Annotated in this window: 13 protein-coding genes; 7 read left to right on the forward strand and 6 right to left on the reverse strand. The window is 58.5% G+C overall.

The window, feature by feature from the left end:
• Positions 1-36: 36 nt before the first annotated feature.
• Both SBC1_RS30960 and SBC1_RS30965 read left to right on the forward strand, forming a co-directional pair.
• Positions 37-3846: a chemotaxis protein CheB gene (locus tag SBC1_RS30960; protein WP_165104068.1), complete on the forward strand. Its 3810-nt coding sequence runs from the start codon at positions 37-39 to the stop codon at positions 3844-3846.
• Positions 3847-4134: 288 nt separating this feature from the next.
• A complete protein-coding gene (locus SBC1_RS30965) occupies positions 4135-5508 on the forward strand; it encodes a sigma-54 dependent transcriptional regulator (protein ID WP_165104070.1) in 1374 nt (457 codons plus the stop codon).
• Between the two features lie 32 nt (positions 5509-5540).
• Here SBC1_RS30965 and SBC1_RS30970 read toward each other — a convergent pair whose 3' ends face one another.
• Positions 5541-6449, reverse strand: a complete 909-nt coding sequence (locus SBC1_RS30970; protein ID WP_165104072.1) for a cation diffusion facilitator family transporter — start codon at positions 6447-6449, stop codon at positions 5541-5543.
• Positions 6450-6733: 284 nt separating this feature from the next.
• Positions 6734-6970 carry a hypothetical protein gene (locus SBC1_RS30975; protein WP_165104075.1) on the reverse strand — a complete coding sequence of 79 codons (237 nt, stop codon included), beginning with the start codon at positions 6968-6970 and terminating at the stop codon, positions 6734-6736.
• 462 nt (positions 6971-7432) lie between these two features.
• On the opposite strand from SBC1_RS30975, the gene SBC1_RS30980 reads away from it, so the two are divergent.
• Together SBC1_RS30980 and SBC1_RS30985 are read left to right on the forward strand one after the other, a co-directional pair.
• The gene (locus tag SBC1_RS30980; RefSeq protein WP_165104078.1) at positions 7433-7753 is read left to right on the forward strand and encodes a hypothetical protein; all 321 of its coding nucleotides are present in this window, start codon (positions 7433-7435) and stop codon (positions 7751-7753) included.
• A gap of 357 nt (positions 7754-8110) precedes the next feature.
• Positions 8111-8659, forward strand: a complete 549-nt coding sequence (locus SBC1_RS30985) for a hypothetical protein (RefSeq protein ID WP_165104080.1) — start codon at positions 8111-8113, stop codon at positions 8657-8659.
• Positions 8660-8747: 88 nt separating this feature from the next.
• Here SBC1_RS30985 and SBC1_RS30990 read toward each other — a convergent pair whose 3' ends face one another.
• The 3 genes from SBC1_RS30990 to SBC1_RS31000 form a co-directional block, all read right to left on the reverse strand.
• Entirely contained in the window at positions 8748-9599 is an 852-nt protein-coding gene (locus SBC1_RS30990; protein WP_165104082.1) for a helix-turn-helix domain-containing protein, read from the reverse strand.
• 234 nt (positions 9600-9833) lie between these two features.
• Positions 9834-10448: a carboxymuconolactone decarboxylase family protein gene (locus SBC1_RS30995; RefSeq protein WP_241202294.1), complete on the reverse strand. Its 615-nt coding sequence runs from the start codon at positions 10446-10448 to the stop codon at positions 9834-9836.
• 207 nt (positions 10449-10655) lie between these two features.
• A complete protein-coding gene (locus SBC1_RS31000) occupies positions 10656-11081 on the reverse strand; it encodes a phasin family protein (protein ID WP_165104084.1) in 426 nt (141 codons plus the stop codon).
• 864 nt (positions 11082-11945) lie between these two features.
• On the opposite strand from SBC1_RS31000, the gene SBC1_RS31005 reads away from it, so the two are divergent.
• The 3 genes from SBC1_RS31005 (at position 11946) to SBC1_RS31015 (ending at position 15617) form a co-directional block, all read left to right on the forward strand.
• The gene (locus tag SBC1_RS31005) at positions 11946-12875 is read left to right on the forward strand and encodes an alpha/beta hydrolase (protein ID WP_165989110.1); all 930 of its coding nucleotides are present in this window, start codon (positions 11946-11948) and stop codon (positions 12873-12875) included.
• A 489-nt stretch (positions 12876-13364) separates the two neighbouring features.
• Entirely contained in the window at positions 13365-14747 is a 1383-nt protein-coding gene (locus SBC1_RS31010; RefSeq protein WP_165104089.1) for a sigma-54 dependent transcriptional regulator, read from the forward strand.
• A gap of 51 nt (positions 14748-14798) precedes the next feature.
• A complete protein-coding gene (locus tag SBC1_RS31015; RefSeq protein WP_165104092.1) occupies positions 14799-15617 on the forward strand; it encodes a hypothetical protein in 819 nt (272 codons plus the stop codon).
• A 24-nt stretch (positions 15618-15641) separates the two neighbouring features.
• Here the strand turns inward: SBC1_RS31015 and SBC1_RS31020 are convergent, their stop codons facing one another.
• Positions 15642-16925, reverse strand: coding sequence for a tetratricopeptide repeat protein (locus tag SBC1_RS31020; protein WP_165104094.1), 1284 nt, complete (start codon positions 16923-16925; stop codon positions 15642-15644).
• Between the last annotated feature and the right edge of the window lie 152 nt (positions 16926-17077).

Consider the following 17077-nt stretch of genomic DNA (forward strand, 5'->3'; position numbering starts at 1 on the left):
AATGAAAGACGACCGCACTTCGTCACAGGAGCAACAGTGACAACACGTGCCACAGCAGACGAAGCTACTGCTCAATCTTTCACGGTGGTGGGGATTGGCGCATCAGCAGGTGGACTCGAGGCTATCTCGGAGTTACTCGGCGAAATCGCGCCGTCCTGCGGAATGGCCTTCCTGATCGTCCAGCATCTCTCGCCGTTTCGGCCCAGCCTGCTTCCGGAAATCCTGTCGAAACATACTTCAATGCCCGTCATAGAAGCGGCCGACGGCATGGCCATTGAAGTCGACCATGTCTACGTGATCCCGCCCAACAAGAGCATGTCGATCGCGCATCACCGAATCACGCTGCAGCCGCGGGGAGAGACCCTGGGTCCGCCCATGCCGATCGACGACCTGTTCGATTCGCTCGCGAGCGACCTGGGCACAAATGCGATCGGCGTGATTCTTTCCGGTAACGGCTCGGACGGCGCGCTTGGCCTCCAGGCCATTCAAGGCGGGGGCGGCATTACGTTTGCACAGGACACGGCGTCGGCGCGCCACAGCAGCATGCCGCTCGCGGCCATGGGGCTGGGTTGTGTCGACAGCGTGCTTGCGCCGCGTGACATCGCTCGCGAAATCGCTCGCGTCGGGCGCTATTCCAGGCACGCACTGGACGAACTCGAATCCATGGGGCTGGAAACGGACCCCGGGGACCAGGGCCTGCGCCCTCTGTTCCGCCTGTTGCGCAACGCCTGCAACATCGACTTCACCTACTACAAGCGCGGCACGGTCCAACGCAGGTTATCGCGCCGGATGGCATTGCGCGAAATGACCTCGGTCGCGGACTATGTCGCCTTGCTCGGTTCCGATGCCGCCGAAACGCTTGCATTGGGCCGTGACCTGCTGATTCGCGTGACCGAGTTTTTCCGCGATCCCGCAACGTTCGACGAACTGCTCCGGACTGTCTTTCCACGCCTGATCAGCGACCATGATGCCCCGCCAAGCATCCGGATCTGGGTACCGGGTTGCGCGAGTGGAGAAGAGGCGTACTCGATCGCCATCTGCCTCGTGGAGTATCTGGGCGAGCGTCTCGCCGGTACCAAGATTCAGGTCTTCGGTTCCGATGTCAGCGTCGATGCGCTGGAAACCGCACGCGCGGGCCGCTATATCGAGAATATCGCGCGTAATGTTTCTCCCGAGCGGCTTGAACGGTTCTTTGTGCGCGATGGTGACCACTATTGTGTCAAAAAGTCGGTCAGGAGCCTCTGCACGTTCGCCCGCCACAACGTGGCGACCGATCCGCCGTTTTCGAGGATTGACCTGATTAGCTGCCGCAACCTGCTGATCTACCTGGATCCCATGCTGCAGCGGACGGTCATGCCGCTGTTTCATTATGCGCTGGCCCCCGATGGCGTACTGATGCTGGGACCGTCGGAATCGGTGGGCGCGTCGTCTGAGCTATTCAGCGTGATTCCCAGCGTGTCGAGCAAGCTCTACAGCAAGAACCCCAGCCCCGGACGTCCGAGGATGGGCCTGCCTGCGTCGACGGTGATGCCACAATCGTTTGTCTCCGCCAGACCCCTGGACGGCCGTCGCGAGGTCCCGACGCGTGCTGAGTTGCTGCGTAACGAAGTCAATCGCATGACCTTGGAGCGGTACACACCGCCAAGCGTGCTGTGCGACGAGGAACTGAATATTCTCGAGTTTCGCGGCGATACCTCAGCGTATCTGGCCAATCCGAACGGGCCGCCGAGCAGCAGTCTCAAGCGACTCGCCCGGCCGGAAATTTTCCTCGCGATCGACGAGGCAGTCAGACGGGCGCGCCGCGAAGCCACCGTTATCCGCAAGGCGAGTCTGCGTTTGAACACCTCTGGCAGCGTTGCAAGCGTGACGCTCGAGGTGCATCCGGTGCAGATCGCGGGCGTGCCGGGACGTTGGTATCTGATCTTCTTCGAAGCACCCGCTGAGGGCGTCACTCCGTCGTCCAGACCAGGGCGCGAACCGCTGACAAACTTCGTCGCGCAGGCTTTGCGGCAAGTCAAGCAGCAAGTGAAGCAGCAAGTCACGCGGCAGCCCGAGCGCGGAGCCCCCAGCGGCAAGGACCTCGAAATCGCGAGGCTGGACGCCGAACTCGAGGGCAGCCACCGGCATCTGCTGGCGATACTCGAGGAACACGAGCGGGCACGGGAGGACCTGCGGGCAAGCGAGGAGGAACTGCTGTCGAGCAATGAGGAGTTCCAGAGCACCAACGAGGAACTCGAGACCGCCAAGGAAGAGCTGCAGTCCGTCAACGAAGAGTTGACGACGACCAATGACGAGCTGCGGTATCGCAACCATGAGCTCAAGACCGCGAACGACGAAGTCGCTCGCGCGCGTGACTTCTCGCAAGCGATTGTGGAGACCATGTCCGAACCTTTGCTCGTGCTCGAGGCGGATCTCAAGATCACCTTGGCGAACCGTGCGTTTTACCAGACCTTCCAGACATCGCCCGATAAAACCATCGGCACGAAGCTGTATGACCTGGGCAACGAGCAGTGGAATATTCCGGCGCTGCGTGAGCTGCTCGAGGAGCTCGTGCCGCAAAGAACCAGCGTTCGCGACTATCAGATCACGCACGAATTCCCGGGCATCGGGCTACGAACGATGCAACTCAGCGCCATGCGCATTGCATGGCCCGCGCAGGCGCTGATCCTGCTCACCATCGCCGATGTAACCCAGCAGCACCAGGCATTCGGCCGCTTGCAATCGGCTGATCAACAAAAAGACGAGTTCCTGGCGATGCTCGCGCATGAGCTGCGCAATCCGCTCGCAGCTATTCGCAACGGCCTGCAGGTCTGGGAGCGCGACAGCGCTGACAAGGAAACGCAGAAGATTGCACGCTTGGGCGCACAGCGGCAACTCGACCATGAGATCCGGCTGGTCGAGGATCTGCTGGATGTGTCGCGAATCACGCGGGGCATCATCATTCTCAAGACCGAATCGATTGATCTCGTCGAGACGGTGCGTCGAGCCATTGAGGCCATGCGTCCGGAATTCGAGGCTTATGCGCATGAAATCACGCTCGCTTTTCCAACGGGCGTGCTGCCCGTCAACGGCGACGCAATGCGGATCGAACAGGTCGTGACCAACCTGTTGGGCAACGCGATCAAATACACGCCGCACGGCGGACATATCCGGATTTCGATTGAGCGGTATCTCGACGACGCGGTGCTGACCGTGGTCGACAGCGGCATTGGCATGACGGCCGAACTCATTCCGACGATCTTCGATATCTTTGTGCAGGCCGAACGCTCGCTGGATCGCAAGGCTGCGGGTCTCGGCCTTGGCCTCGCGCTGGTGCATCGTCTGGTCGGATTGCATGGCGGCGACGTGCGCGCATACAGCGAAGGACCCAACCGGGGCAGCAAGTTCGTGGTGCGCCTGCCGGCCATGCCGCGCGGCACGGTTGCTGAAGAGCCGGTGCATGTGGCGCTTCATTCCATACCGTCGCTAGGAGCCATGCGTATTCTTGTGGTTGACGACAATCTTGATGCGCTGGAGAGCAGCGCCGCTTTGCTAAGCATCGACGGACACGAGGTACAGACCGCGCGCGACGGTCCGTCCGCGCTTCTCTGTGTCGAACAATTCAAACCTGAGGTGGTGTTGCTCGATATTGGCCTGCCTGAAATGGATGGCTACGAGGTCGCTCGCCGCATACGTTCCATGCCGGGTCAACACGACACCTTGCTGATTGCCCATAGCGGGTATGGCGAGGAGGAGCATCTTCAGCGAGCCACGCAAGCGGGTTTCGACCACCACCTGATCAAGCCGGCCGACCTCAGCCAGTTGAGCGCCCTAGTCGCGCTATGCCGCGAAAGACGAGTTCGCTGATCCGCTGGCGCTTTCCATCCGCGGCTGTGCCACGACCGCTCAAAGGGAGCAACAGTTACTTGCTCGCTGATTGAAGGGGCAAAGCACGGAGAATTTCCCTCAATTTCTACAATGCATCGCAGGCATCGATCAATATATTTGTTGGCGTGCCAAACGTTTGCGTCTTGTTGCAGCTTCGGCGCGGCGACCATAATCTCTTCTTGTACTTGATTACCCCAATAGGCTTACGCTGTCGCACCGAATCGCCGTCGCGGATGTCGTGAATTCTTGCGCAGAAAGGAATGAACGATGATCCATGACGTCCGCAAGTTGTTTTATGTGTCCCGTAGCGCTGCTGTGGCTTCGCGCGCGCGGTTTGAAGCCGAACATTGGGACATCGAAATAGTCCGGCCGCAACTGGCCGGAAAAAAGGTGCCTCATTCGTTGCCTGCATCGGCAGGCATCGTGGATTTTTCGACTTGCCAGTTGCCCGAGGATATTGACTCTCTATCCGATCTCTTATCGCGCTCACAGATTGCCTGGGTCGCCATTGTCAGTCCCGGCCAGATCGAAGACGAGACAGTGAGGCAACTCATCCGCGATTTCTGCTTCGATTTCATTACGCTGCCCATACAGAGTGACCGGATCGTGGGTGCCGTTCGTCACGCTTTTGGCATGGTGTCCCTGCACGAGACGGGATCGTACGAGCCAGGTCTTGAGCGCGACATGCTCGGCTCATGCGACGCCATGCTCGCGCTTGTTGTCTCTATCGGCAAGGTGGCAATGACCGATGCCCCTGTGTTCATTTCGGGCGAATCCGGCACGGGCAAGGAACTGACCGCGGTAGCGATCCATAAACGCTCTGCACGACGCGATCAACCGTTTATCGCGATCAACTGTGGCGCCATTCCGGCGTATCTGTTGCAGTCGGAACTCTTCGGTTACGAGCGTGGCGCTTTCACGGGTGCGGATCAACGCAAGATCGGCCGTGTGGAAGCCGCGAACGGGGGCACCCTTTTCCTCGATGAAATTGGCGACTTGCCGCTGGAAAGCCAGGCAAGCCTGCTGCGTTTTTTGCAGGAACGCAAGATTGAACGCCTCGGTGGTCTCGCTTCGACGCCGGTCGATGTGCGCATTATTTGCGCGACGCACATCGACATGGAAAAAGCGATGATCGACGGCCGGTTCCGCGCCGACCTGTATCACCGCCTATGCGTGTTGCGGATCGATGAACCGCCGCTGCGTGAGCGCGGACCCGACATCGAGTTGCTCGCGAAGCATATGTTCAACCGCTTCAAGAACGACGCGGCCGGACGTGTTCGCGGCTTTGCTCCCGATGCGATCGCGGCAATCTACAACTACGGCTGGCCCGGTAACGTTCGCGAGCTCATCAACCGCGTGCGGCGCGCGATCGTGATGTCGGACGCACGGCAGATCAGTGCGTCTGATCTCGAGCTCGGCGAGTACGCGGAGGTCGCGCCGATGTCGCTGGCGCACGCTCGGGAAGTGGGCGAGCGCCGGGCTATCGAACTTGCGTTGTTACGCAACCGGGGCCGTCTCGCCGATGCCGCGCAGCAACTCGGCATTTCCCGGGTCACGCTGTATCGGCTGCTGAGCCTGTACGGCATGCGGGAGCCGCCGACCGGCACGCGAGACGCCGTCGCGCACCTCCTGGCGTGCTAGTAGTCGACCTCGGCCGCGCGCTGCTTGCGCAATCACTTGACCAAATCGTCCAGCCGCCGGTCATCAATGCCTGCGGGCTCCAGATGAGCAACCACATCGGCGGCCTGAAATATCGATCTCACGGCGTCTTCTGCGTGATCTCCAATGCTGTGGCCCTGTTCAACCGACATGGCACCGTCCACCTCAACGTGGAATTCCACGAACACACGATCTCCGCCATTTCGGGTCCGGATGTCATGAACGCCCCGGACACCTTCGCAACCGAGCACAGCGGACCGGACTCGCTCCCGGTCAGACGTATCGAGCTCTCGATCGAGTAACTGATTCAACGCATGCAGGGCCATGCCCCGCGCATTCCACAGCATGTAGCCGGAAATGGCCAGCGCGCCTATTGCGTCGGCCCGGGTCCACCCAAGGAATCGCTCAAGCGCCAGCGCGACCAGCACTGCGATGTTCACTGCGACGTCGGTGACGTAGTGCGCGCGATCTGCAGCAATTGCTGTCGACCCCGTTCGCTTGACCACATAGGTTTGCAATGCGACGAGCCCGCTTGCAGCAAACAGGCTGGCAATGATCACCCACAGGCCGAACCCCATGTCGGTGAGCGGTTGGGGGATGAACAGCCGCTCTACCGATTCAATCCCAAGTCCCACGGCCGCGCCCGTGAGCAACAACGCCTGCACCAGCGCGGCCACGGCTTCCGCTTTGCCATGTCCATAGCGATGCCCCCGGTCGGCAGGGCGCCCCGCATAGCGGACGCCCGCAAAGGTGACGAGGGATGCGACGACATCGACCAGGCCGTCGGCCGCGGATGTGAGCAGCGCGATCGAGCCCGTCGCAAGCCATGCCCAGGCCTTGACACCGACCAGAGCGAGGGCGACAACGAGCGCCATGATCGAGGCGAACCGGCGCAGCTTTTGATTCGACAGGTATTCGGACATGAGCACACGTCTCGCTTCTCGCTTCGTAAGCCATCATGCTACGACAGTCGCATGCAAGCGCTAACCATGCGCGGCTTGATCGGTGTGCAGGTGGGGGCAAGGGTGCTTTAACGTTCTATGGAAGCGCGCATGATTGAGCCGCTCGATTAAGCCGCTTGATTAAGCCGCTTGATTAACTCACCAGTCAGCGGCGCAACGCTCAGTCATCAATTCCACGAACAAGCCGAAACCGGTGTTGACCCTTGCCCGCTTCAACCCTTGCATACCGCAGGCGTGAAGCCGATTCACTCGCCGCTCGACTTGCTTGAATTCGGTGAAACCACAGTGTTCAGGATTTTCAGGTTGCGGATCCGCCTGAACGTAGGATTGTCATGCAGCAAGCGGGCAGTGATATGCGCCACTGCGGCTTCACCGAGAAGGTAATCCGGCACGCCGGAGACCGTATGGTGAGTAACGTGCTGGTTGTAAGCTTCCGGCGCTTCCGCCGAGCTATGGAAAAAATCGACTTCGTACGTTGCCAAATTGAACTCCAATGGTGTGATCAATCGTTAAACAACCATTGACTGAATCGATTCTATCAAGAGCAGGCAATAAGCGAGCGCGAAGGATCGTAAAGCGAAATGTCGAATTCTGGCGGGGGCGTGGGCCGCATCGGTCAAGGTGGGTACAGGCGTTGCATGTTTGGGCACACCTCACCGAAAGCGAGTCCGCAGAGAGCGTCGCCAAGCGCGCCACCTAGTCGACTCGTTCGCGTTGTTTTTTGCGTTTTCGCACCTAAAGTGCCACTGAAATGCACGAACCAGTGCGTTTTCCCACATCGGTGACGGATGCATGACTTGCGCAAGAACAAGGTCAGAAAAAAGAATTGCCTTTGTTTGCCCGATTTGTGTTCCCCTGAAGGAGGCATCCACTATGTCGGTATCAGTCGCGGGTGCCGGTCTTGCAGCGTCGCTGTATGACGGCCAAAGGAGAAGTCAGTAGAAATGAATCGCCAGATCGTTGAAGAGTTGCTAGCCGGGCACGGAGAAGGGAAATTGGTTGTAAGCCATCGCATACACGGCACTGACTTCGAAGTCATGGTTTCAATGTTGCAAGCGTCGGGAAATACGTTCGTCCGGGATTATTGTGCCCGGGCGCCTATCCTCGCCGGTACGAGCGGACTGGGCGATGCAGTCGCGCAGACCTTCGCGGCCGTACATACCGCCATAAACGGCGATCTGCGAGCCAAACCTGCAGGGATGTCATTGTTTCAGTTTGTCTCAGACCCGACCAGGCGGGATGTGTTCGTCCGTCCATTCGACTAAAGAGCCGTCACGTTTCGTCGGTTTCGTCGGGTTTGTCGATCATGCAAGAGCCGGCGCTGGACGTCGTGCCTTCGGCAGCGTGTTCGTCCAGACGGAACCGATGGAGCCGTCGCACGCCATTCCAGGCACGCGACGGCCTCGTTCGAGCAAGGCAGCCGTGCAATGGATATGTCATCCGCTGGCGGCGCACGGAGGCGGACTGTTGTTCATCCCGCGCAATGGATAGCGGCGCCGACGCCCTGGGCCGGCTCTCGAACAGCGCAGGAACTTCCGGCCTGATGCAACCGGTACAAGAGCATTTCGTGCCAATGGTCTTTCGCCAGAACGGCCCGTCCGGCTGGCAACCCACAGAGAAAAATGATGGATCTTCGAACCGTTAAAGAAATCGCAAAATTGAAGGCTCAGGTCGGGCCGTTGCAAAGGCAATTCGCCGAGCGGTTGAACGCAGCCGTCGTTCAGGCCAAAAGCACGGCAGTCGCCGAATTCAAAAACCACTTTACGAGAGGCGGTTTCACGGTGGTTGGCGAGGCAAAACGATATACAGCGACCTATGAGGGCATGCAATTTATTCTGGAGATTGCAGAGACCCGGGGGACGCTCTCGCTTTGCGAGTTCCACCTTGTGCCCCCTTCGTTGCTCAACGAACCAAGACTGACCGTGCATATGATTCGTAAAGGTCCGCCTTCGTCTGGACGGTCTTCGGCTACGGAAGAGGCAAGCTTGCTTCTCGATGCGGAACGGAATTTGGCCGATGCCCGGGCAGCGCTTTCGTCGGCGGCGCCCGAGTTCTGCTTTATGGTCGTCGAAGAGGAAAATGCGGAGCTGCCCACGGTTGACGTAGTGCTCGAAAACAGGCCTGTATTCGATACATTTGGAGAGTTTCTGGTGAGCGTTTATCCGCAATAAATGACGGCGATTGCGGGACGCTTTCCAGCGTCTCGCGGATAACTCCCGAAGAACAGGTTAGTCTTGCATGACGGACATCATTTTCTCGTCACTCCGCTGGAACCTTGCCGAGCATTGCGACATGGCGAGTTTCTGTGCCATCGTCCGCCGGAAACATACATTCAATACGCAGTTCCTGCGCGGCGACGGTCTGCGGGGTTCCGACGGTGGTGACCATGGAAAAATAACTCAGCACTTCGTCATCTTTGACGAAGCTGATCGGTATGACAGGCATGGTGCGCGTAGCGGCCGTGGTGCTCAGGGACCGAGGGGATTTCCATCCGGTCTGGACATCGGGGTAGGCGAGCAGCTCAGCGAGTAATTCCTGGGTCTTTTCGTCAATAATGCGTCCGACCGATTCACGATAAACGCGCTGGATCAGGCTTTGGGCAACGTCTTCCCAGTTGGCAATAAACGGGCGCATGCCTGCCGGGTCGAACATGAGATGCAGCATGTTGCGAGGGCTCTTGCGTGCAGACATGTTGATGAAGCAATTGAAGAACCGCGGCGCAGATTCATTGGTCATGAGCACGTTCCAATGGCGGTCCATTACCACCGCAGGAAAGGGTTCATGCTGACGCAAAATTCGCCCTAGCGCACTGGTCACACTCTGCATTTCGAGCGCGTCCCATGCGCTTTCCTGATAGATGGGCGCGTAGCCGGCCGCCAGCAATAACGTGTTGCGTTCGCGCAGAGGAATGTCTAGCGCTTGGGCAATATCCATTAACATTTGACGACTCGGAACGCTGCGCCCGCTTTCGATAAAGCTGATGTGCCGCTGCGACACGCCCGCATCGAGAGATAACTCAAACTGACTTCTGCCGCGCATATCGCGCCATTGGCGCAGCAGCAAACCGAGCTCGTTGGCAGGCAGTTTGGTGTTGTTGCGCGCAGAATTCATGGGTCTCTCATTCGCAACAGAGTTCAGGTGAGTGTTCATGATCGACCGCGCGCGGATAAGATCATCGCCAACGTTCGCTGTCTCTCGATCCAGCGGACAAGAATACTCTTAACTCAGCAAGTCGACCGACCGCCGCCCAGTCGGGTCGGCGGTCGCAGCGATTACAGCAATCGCGCGTGGTTCGGCGCGAACCGAACCACGCGCGATCGCCTCGCTTCGTGGCGCGTCGCCTCGTCAGGCAGGCGTCCATGTCTGAGCCTTAAAGCGCTCTTCGACCGGCGTACCTGCCATGTTTGTCGTAGTGGCAGCCATGGTGGACACGCCAATGCTGGTGATTACCTCGAAAATCTGAAGCGGCGAATATCCAGCGGAAGTAAACTTTTCGATATCTTCGTCGGCTACATTTCCTCGCTTTTCGATCAGGGCCCTGGTTATGCGCGACAGCGCCGCGTACTTCGGGTCGTCCGGCAATCTCCCCTCGCGAATCGCCTTGACGTCGGACTCCCTCATGCCGTCCTCAAGGGCAAACGTGGAATGAGCCGCAACGGTCCACGGGCACTTGATCGTGACCGCGTTTGTGAGCAGTAGAACCTGCTTCTCGCACTCGTCGAGGCTTCCACCATGAAAACTTGCGAAGCTGCCGGCAAACCCGTTAAGGAGAACGGGGTTGCCTGCCATGGTTGCCATCACGTTTGGTAAAAAGCCGAACTTCTCTTCCAGCGCATGCAATGTGGGTTTGGATTTTTCGGGCGCCGATTCGATTGTGTGAAGTGTAAAGTTATGCATTCCTAACTCCTTTCCATTGATTGAACATGACCGTGTGTGTATCTCCATGCGATGTTTTTTCAACGCTGATACCGCAAGCAGATGACTGCCATCTTAGCGATCGCACGAATACGTTCAATTACCTCGGATGTAATAAAGGCCGATCTACGCCCGCGATCAGCCGGCGGCGCGGAGTTCTTTCCAAGGGAGCGGTAGTGAAGCAGGAATGAAGAGCGCCGGGAACGCCAGTCACGTTCCCGGTAAGGTCCGGTTCGGGGCTGCCCGGCTTGGCTACTCCTTGGGCTGCTCCATTGACGACTTCAATTCCTTGGCTGCTTCTTCAATTCGCTTAGTCACAATCGCATAGGCTTCGGTCTGAGCCTGCTGCGTTTTCTGAGCGATTTCCTGCATATCGGCGAGCGCCTGGTGCAGTGCCTTTTGAACAACTTCGGTCGGATTGGACGAAGTTTTGGCCGGAGAGGTGGCAAATTGCTGCGCAATGCCCTGGAAGTCATTGAGGGCTCGGCGCAGGATTTCGATCTGTTTATCTCGAAGCGCTTCCATGCCGCCGAATGCGACGCGGTTCGCGGCCGCCAGCGCTTCGACGTCCTTCCTGCGCGCATCCAGAATTGCCTGCACGTCGAATCCCGGGAGTTTGTACTGCTGGAACATCGCGGAAAACTGACTGAACGGGTCGCTGTACTCGGGCTTCGTCATGTGCCTCTCCCTAAGATATGTTCACGTTCGCGGAAACGTCGACGCTCCTCCGGCGTAGAGGGGCGCCCAACGCTTTTTCGATAGTACAGGCTAACGATCTTTACTGAATCCAAGGGAAAACGCGCACAGGACGACAGTTTGCGGTTATCTGACTGTCAGAAAGGAGTAAAGGGCAGGCGCTATTTGGCACGGCCCTGGCCAATCTCAAGGTTCATGGGGCATGCACCACAAGCGGGAACCCGGCGGCCCCGGCGCCGCTTCGGGCAATGCGTCGCCCCGCCCCGCCCCGGGGGAAATACCCATAATTTGTTTGAATGGCCGGCTGAAGGCGGCTTCAGGGTTAAATCCGAGGGAGTTCGCCAATTCCACCAGCGCCATGGTCGTGGCCCCGCGGCTTTCTCCGTCGCCGAGAACTTCGCAGCGATTGCTGCGCGTGTCCCGGCAGGTCGAAGAGGTTTCCCGGGGCGGAAAACGGCCGCAACGGGGATCTGGGACTGGGACAACGGGCAAGTTATTCGATGCTTCCCGTCCACTGGCGCGAGCGAAAGCCCATTCGAACAATTCCCAGCGCCTTGATGGCGTCGCAAGGTGTCAACTTGCAGTCGTAAGCGGGCAATACACCGATAGTTTGAGCTTGTAAGTTATGTCAGTCTCACTGACCTGACGTTGCGGTACCAAAACAACAACAATAAGGCCATGGTTGGCAGGAGGCCCCGCCTACTACGCAAAGGCGGCCTCCAAAACCGTCAACGGCTATTTCGGATATAGTGAAATTTTAAGGGAGGGTATGAATATTACGTCGGATACCTAAGCAAAATTGCTTGACGCGTTGAATGGACAAGTTTAACCACGGATAAAAAATCGATGCTCGAAGCGGAAATAACGGAGTTTGTACGACAGACCTATGAGATGTATCCGCCGGACACGGCCACCATGACAATTGCCGGGCAACGCACTCTGTACGACAACTACGCGAAGGCTTTTACGCCTGCGCTGCCCGATGGATTGGTCATTGAAACAACCGCGCTCGATTCTGTCGCGGGACATCGCATTCCCTTGCGGTTGTACCGAAAGGCGAATGCCACGGGTCAAGCAGGCACCGTGCTGTATTTTCACGGCGGCGGTTATGTCCTCGGCTCGCTCGATAGCCACGAAGCAATTACCGCGCGTCTTGCGGCCGATACCAGCATGCACGTGGTTGCAGTTGACTATCGGCTGGCGCCCGAGCACCCCGCGCCGGCCGCGCACGAAGACTGCATTGAAGTGGCGCTTGCTGCAATCAACGGCACGCTGCCATTTGCGAGACTTCCTGCACCGCTGCAACTGGTCGGTGATAGTGCCGGAGGTAATCTTGCCGCCAGCGTCGCGGCCATTCTTCGTGACCGGGGTGTTGCCGGGGTAGCGGGTGTGGTGGCAATCTATCCCGCGCTCGGACGCGAACCCGAGCTGCCAGCGCGCGATACTGAGGCTAACGCCCCAATGCTCACGCTGGCCGACGTCCACGCGTACCGCAAGCTGTACTGGCAGGACAGGGAGCCTTATCCGCAGATGACGCCGCTCGACGCGACCCATTTCGGTGGCTTGCCGCCAACATTAGCCATTGGCGTTGAACATGATCCGCTGCGTGACGACGCCCGCGTCTACGTTGAGCGGATTCGCGCGGCCGGTGGGGAAGGCTATCTTTGGATTGGGGAAGGACTCGTACATGGATGCCTGCGCGCACTCGATGTGAGTCCGGGCGTGAAGCAGCTGTATCGCAAGGTTTGTGAATTCTTGACGCGCCCGCAGGTTTGAAAGCGCAGCGGAACGACTCGCGCGGCAATGCGCTCGCTCCATCATTCGAGCATCCAGCCTGAAGGCTCCCCTTCGGGCGATGTAACTGTAAGGCGCGCCTAAGGCTCGACTAAGGTCCAACAAATGCTTAAGCAACGCTTACGCATTGTCTTTACACGTCTCTTGATAGATCTCGTTACATCTCTCGACGTTTTCTCATCAACGGAAACGCAACTTAACTTTTGGTTTCACCTGTCGTGAATTCGCCCCGCTAGGATGGCGACAAGACGAGAAATCCGATTGAGCCGATTGAGCCGATTGCTACCTCGATTGTTACCTGCTTGCCGTGCATGCGGCCTGCTATGGGTTGTTCCCTCTGTTCTTCCACTCGTTCAACTCGCATCTGCATCGCGAACCGATCCCGGTGATGAATTGTGGGCAACCAATGGCGAGCGTGCCGGCGAGACTAAAGAGATGTAAAGAAGGGTCTACCAGAGAATCGCTTACAACATGGACAGCGCTCATCGCACGCTTCTCTACCTTGGAGGAAATCCAAACGAGTCGCTTCTAAGGCGCCTCGGTGACCGCGCATGGCTTGTCGTGCCGGCCATGGGCGCTCACACAGTAGCGAAGCTGGCGCGTGCGCCCATGGCCGGGCTGCTCGATCTGACAGACGGTATCCACGAAGGCCGGATCGCAAGGGTCGAACAACTCTCACGTTCCGTGTTGGTGGCTTGGGTGGCGCTGGTATCTCAAGAGACGCGAAAATGGACGGCCGTTCGAGACGTTATTGCGACACATTGCTTCGATTTTGTAACGCTGCCGACATCACATGAGCGGATCGTGAATATCGTTGGGCGGGCCATTGGTATGGAGGTTCTTCGTTCCGAGGTTGAACCGCCGGATCTCAAGGATGCGTTCAGCAGCGGCATGTTAGGTTCATCTGAAGCCATGCTGGAGCTTCATCGGACCATCCGAAAGGTTTCCGCGACCGACGCCACCGTGTTTATTTCGGGCGAGTCAGGAACCGGCAAGGAGTTGACCGCGCAGATGATTCACGCGCAATCGGAGCGCCGCGATATGCCTTTCGTGGCGGTGAACTGCGGCGCCGTTCCGCATGATCTCCTGCATTCAGAATTGTTCGGCTACGAACGCGGAGCGTTCACTGGCGCCACACAGCGCAAGATAGGGCGAGTCGAACAGGCACATGGCGGAACGTTGTTCCTCGACGAAATTGGCGACCTGCCGCATGAGAGTCAGGCTGCGTTGCTGCGCTTTATCCAGGAACGCAAGATCGAACGCCTGGGTGGCCTCGAGTCTATCGACGTGGACGTACGGGTGATCACGGCAACGCACCAGGACATGGAAGCTGCCGTGGAGGAGGGGAGGTTTAGAGCAGACCTTTTCTTCCGGCTTTGCGTGCTTCAGGTTAAGGAGCCGCCTCTTCGCGTGAGGGGAAAAGACATCACCGAGCTTGCAATGCACGCACTCGAACGGTTTAAAGATGAACGCGCGCGCAGGATCCATGGCTTCGCGCCGGACGCTGTTGCAGCGTTGCATAACTATGGCTGGCCTGGGAACGTCCGGGAACTGATCAATCGTGTCCGCCGCGCGATCATTTTGTCCGAAGGCAAGTTCATCACCGCTGATGACCTTGAATTGGCGGAGCATGTTGCGCTCGCGCCGAACTCGCTTCGTGAAGCACGAACGTCAGCAGACAGAAGGGCGATAGAGGTCGCGCTCTTCGTGCACAAGGGCCGTGTGGTCGACGCCGCCCGTAGCCTTGGCATTTCGCGTGTGCATCTGCACCGGTTGATGCAAGAGCTGGGAATACCCACGCGTGCAGCCAGTGATGAAGCCCACGATTCGACCGATCCCGGTGACTTTGAGTAAAAGTTCCTGATGCAGCCAATGAACCCCCGAAGGTAAGTGATGGAGAATCATATGCGCGTGCTTGAGTCAGTTGACCACATTGCATGGACCACCTGCGAGCGATGCGGCAACACCTATTCCGATGGTGGGCGATCATGCAGCCGATGCGGCAATACGCCGACCATCATGCAACGCCTGGCGAATTTTTCTTCCTCTTCGAATGCGAATAAAGGTAGTTCTCGCGGCGTCTTGCGTCGCACGCGTTCACGGGGCGCATACCCGGGACTGGCGGAAACCGCACTGCTTTCCGATCGGGCAAGCAAACGGCGCGGGGCACGCATTGCAATTGCGTGCGCGATTGGTGCCGGTGCGCTGGTGGCTTATGCCATTGCCCAACCGTATCTTGCGGGCATCAGCTACAACCGGCAAACGGATGCAACGCGCTTGCCGGCAACAGGGCCGCTGGTCCAAAGCGGACCGGTGCTGACGCAGGGGCACGGTCAAGGCAACAGCGTCTTGGCGGCGCGGCCCTCTCAGGATGCTCGCCAGAACGCCAACGATGAAACCGCGCGAACATCGCCGTCCGATGTCAGCGCGTTCGATCGTGCGCTGCAGGGCGGAAATCTGGCGGTGGCGCGTCGGCGTCTCGCCGGGATATCGGCGAGCGGTGGAGATAGCAGTCAGTTAGAACAGATGCGCACCGAACTCGCCAGCCGCGAACATACACGCGATGCGTTGTTGCATCACGCGTGGCATTGCCGTGCGCTTGGTGACTGGAGTTGCGTTGCAGACACTGCGACGCAAGCGTCCACGATCGATGCCTCAAGCTGGGAAGCAAAACATCTTGTTGCCCTGGCGGCGAAGGAATCGGCCAAGGCTAACGATGAATAGGGCTTAGCGGCGTTCAACGTTCGGCTAACGCGCGCCTCGCATGATGTCCGCCAGAGCACATTTCACCTCGTCGATCAAGGCCGGCCACCCCTCTTGGCGCTGGCGAAACAGATACATATCGTTGGGGTACCAGGGTGACCCGGTTCCCGTCCGATGCCAGCGCCAGTCGACTCCTGTCTGCGGCAACATCAACCAGCATGCAACGCCCAGCGCACCGGCCACGTGAGCGATCGCTGTATCGACGCAGATCACAAGATTGAGTTGCGCGACGATAGCCGCGGTATCGCCGAAATCGCGAAGCTCCCGTCCCAGGCAAAGAGCGGGTTGCAGCACTTTGCATTCATCGGCCTGCGTTTCGGCGTCCCCCACTTGCAGGCTGATAAAGCGAACACCACTGACGGACCACAGTGGCGCCAGATCGGAAAAATGGCTCAACGATCGTTGGGCATCGTTGTCGTGCTCGGCGTTACCTTTCCAAACCAGCCCCACGCGCAAGCCGTCGCCGGGTAAGCGTGCTTGCCACATCTCCATGCGGTTGGTGAATACACCCACATAAGGAATCCTCGCCGGGATCGACTCGACTGTCGTACCCGTTCGCCAGGGCAGGCTCATCAGCGAAGCCCAGTAATCGTGAACATGAAGTGTCTGAGGGTCGGTTATCAGTGCATCGATACCTTCCACCGTGCGCAGAAGGGGCGCAAGTGCCGGTTTGCAGATCACCGATATCTTTGCCGCGCCTCGTGTTTTAAGCAGCGGCACGTAACGGATGAACTGTATGGTGTCACCGTATCCTTGCTCGGGAAAGAGCAGCAGGGTCTTGCCGCTCAGTTCCTCGCCGTTCCATTGAGGGAAGGGCAACTGCCCGTGTTCTCCAAACGCTTCCGATCGCGCTTCGTAGTATTGCCAGCCTTCCGTATAACGCCCGGCCGACAGAAGAAGCATCCCCAGATTGAAGCGGGCTTCGGCGAAATCGGGCTTCAGTTCGAGCGCACGGCGATAGTCGGTTTCCGCCTCTTCATACCGATGAAGTCTTTCGAGCGTACCAGCGCGGTTATTCCTGATCTCCGCGGAATCCGGCATCTGCTTGAGTGCGCGACAATAGTGCGCTTCGGCTTCACTGAACCGGCCGCATTGCCGCAAGAGATTCGCCAGGTTGTTGTGAGCCACACCATTGCGATCATCCCGCTCAAGCACGCTACGATAGGCGTGTTCTGCCGCAGTCAGGTCACCCTGTTGCCGGGCGTGCCATGCCAACTCCAAAAGATGATTGTCCGTGTGTCCACGGTCGGAGAGGGTTTTCCGGTTCATGGGGCGGTCTTGATCGCAGCAGACGTTGACAAGCGTTACCGCTCTTGTATCAGGCGCTGCTTACAAAACACTGACCAAGGACATCGGATAGAACGTAGCGCGAGTTGCGTGCGAAGGGCCAATCCAAAAAATATTTTATCGCGACGGGAATA

The sequence above is a fragment of the Caballeronia sp. SBC1 genome (genome assembly GCF_011493005.1).
Classification (GTDB): domain Bacteria; phylum Pseudomonadota; class Gammaproteobacteria; order Burkholderiales; family Burkholderiaceae; genus Caballeronia.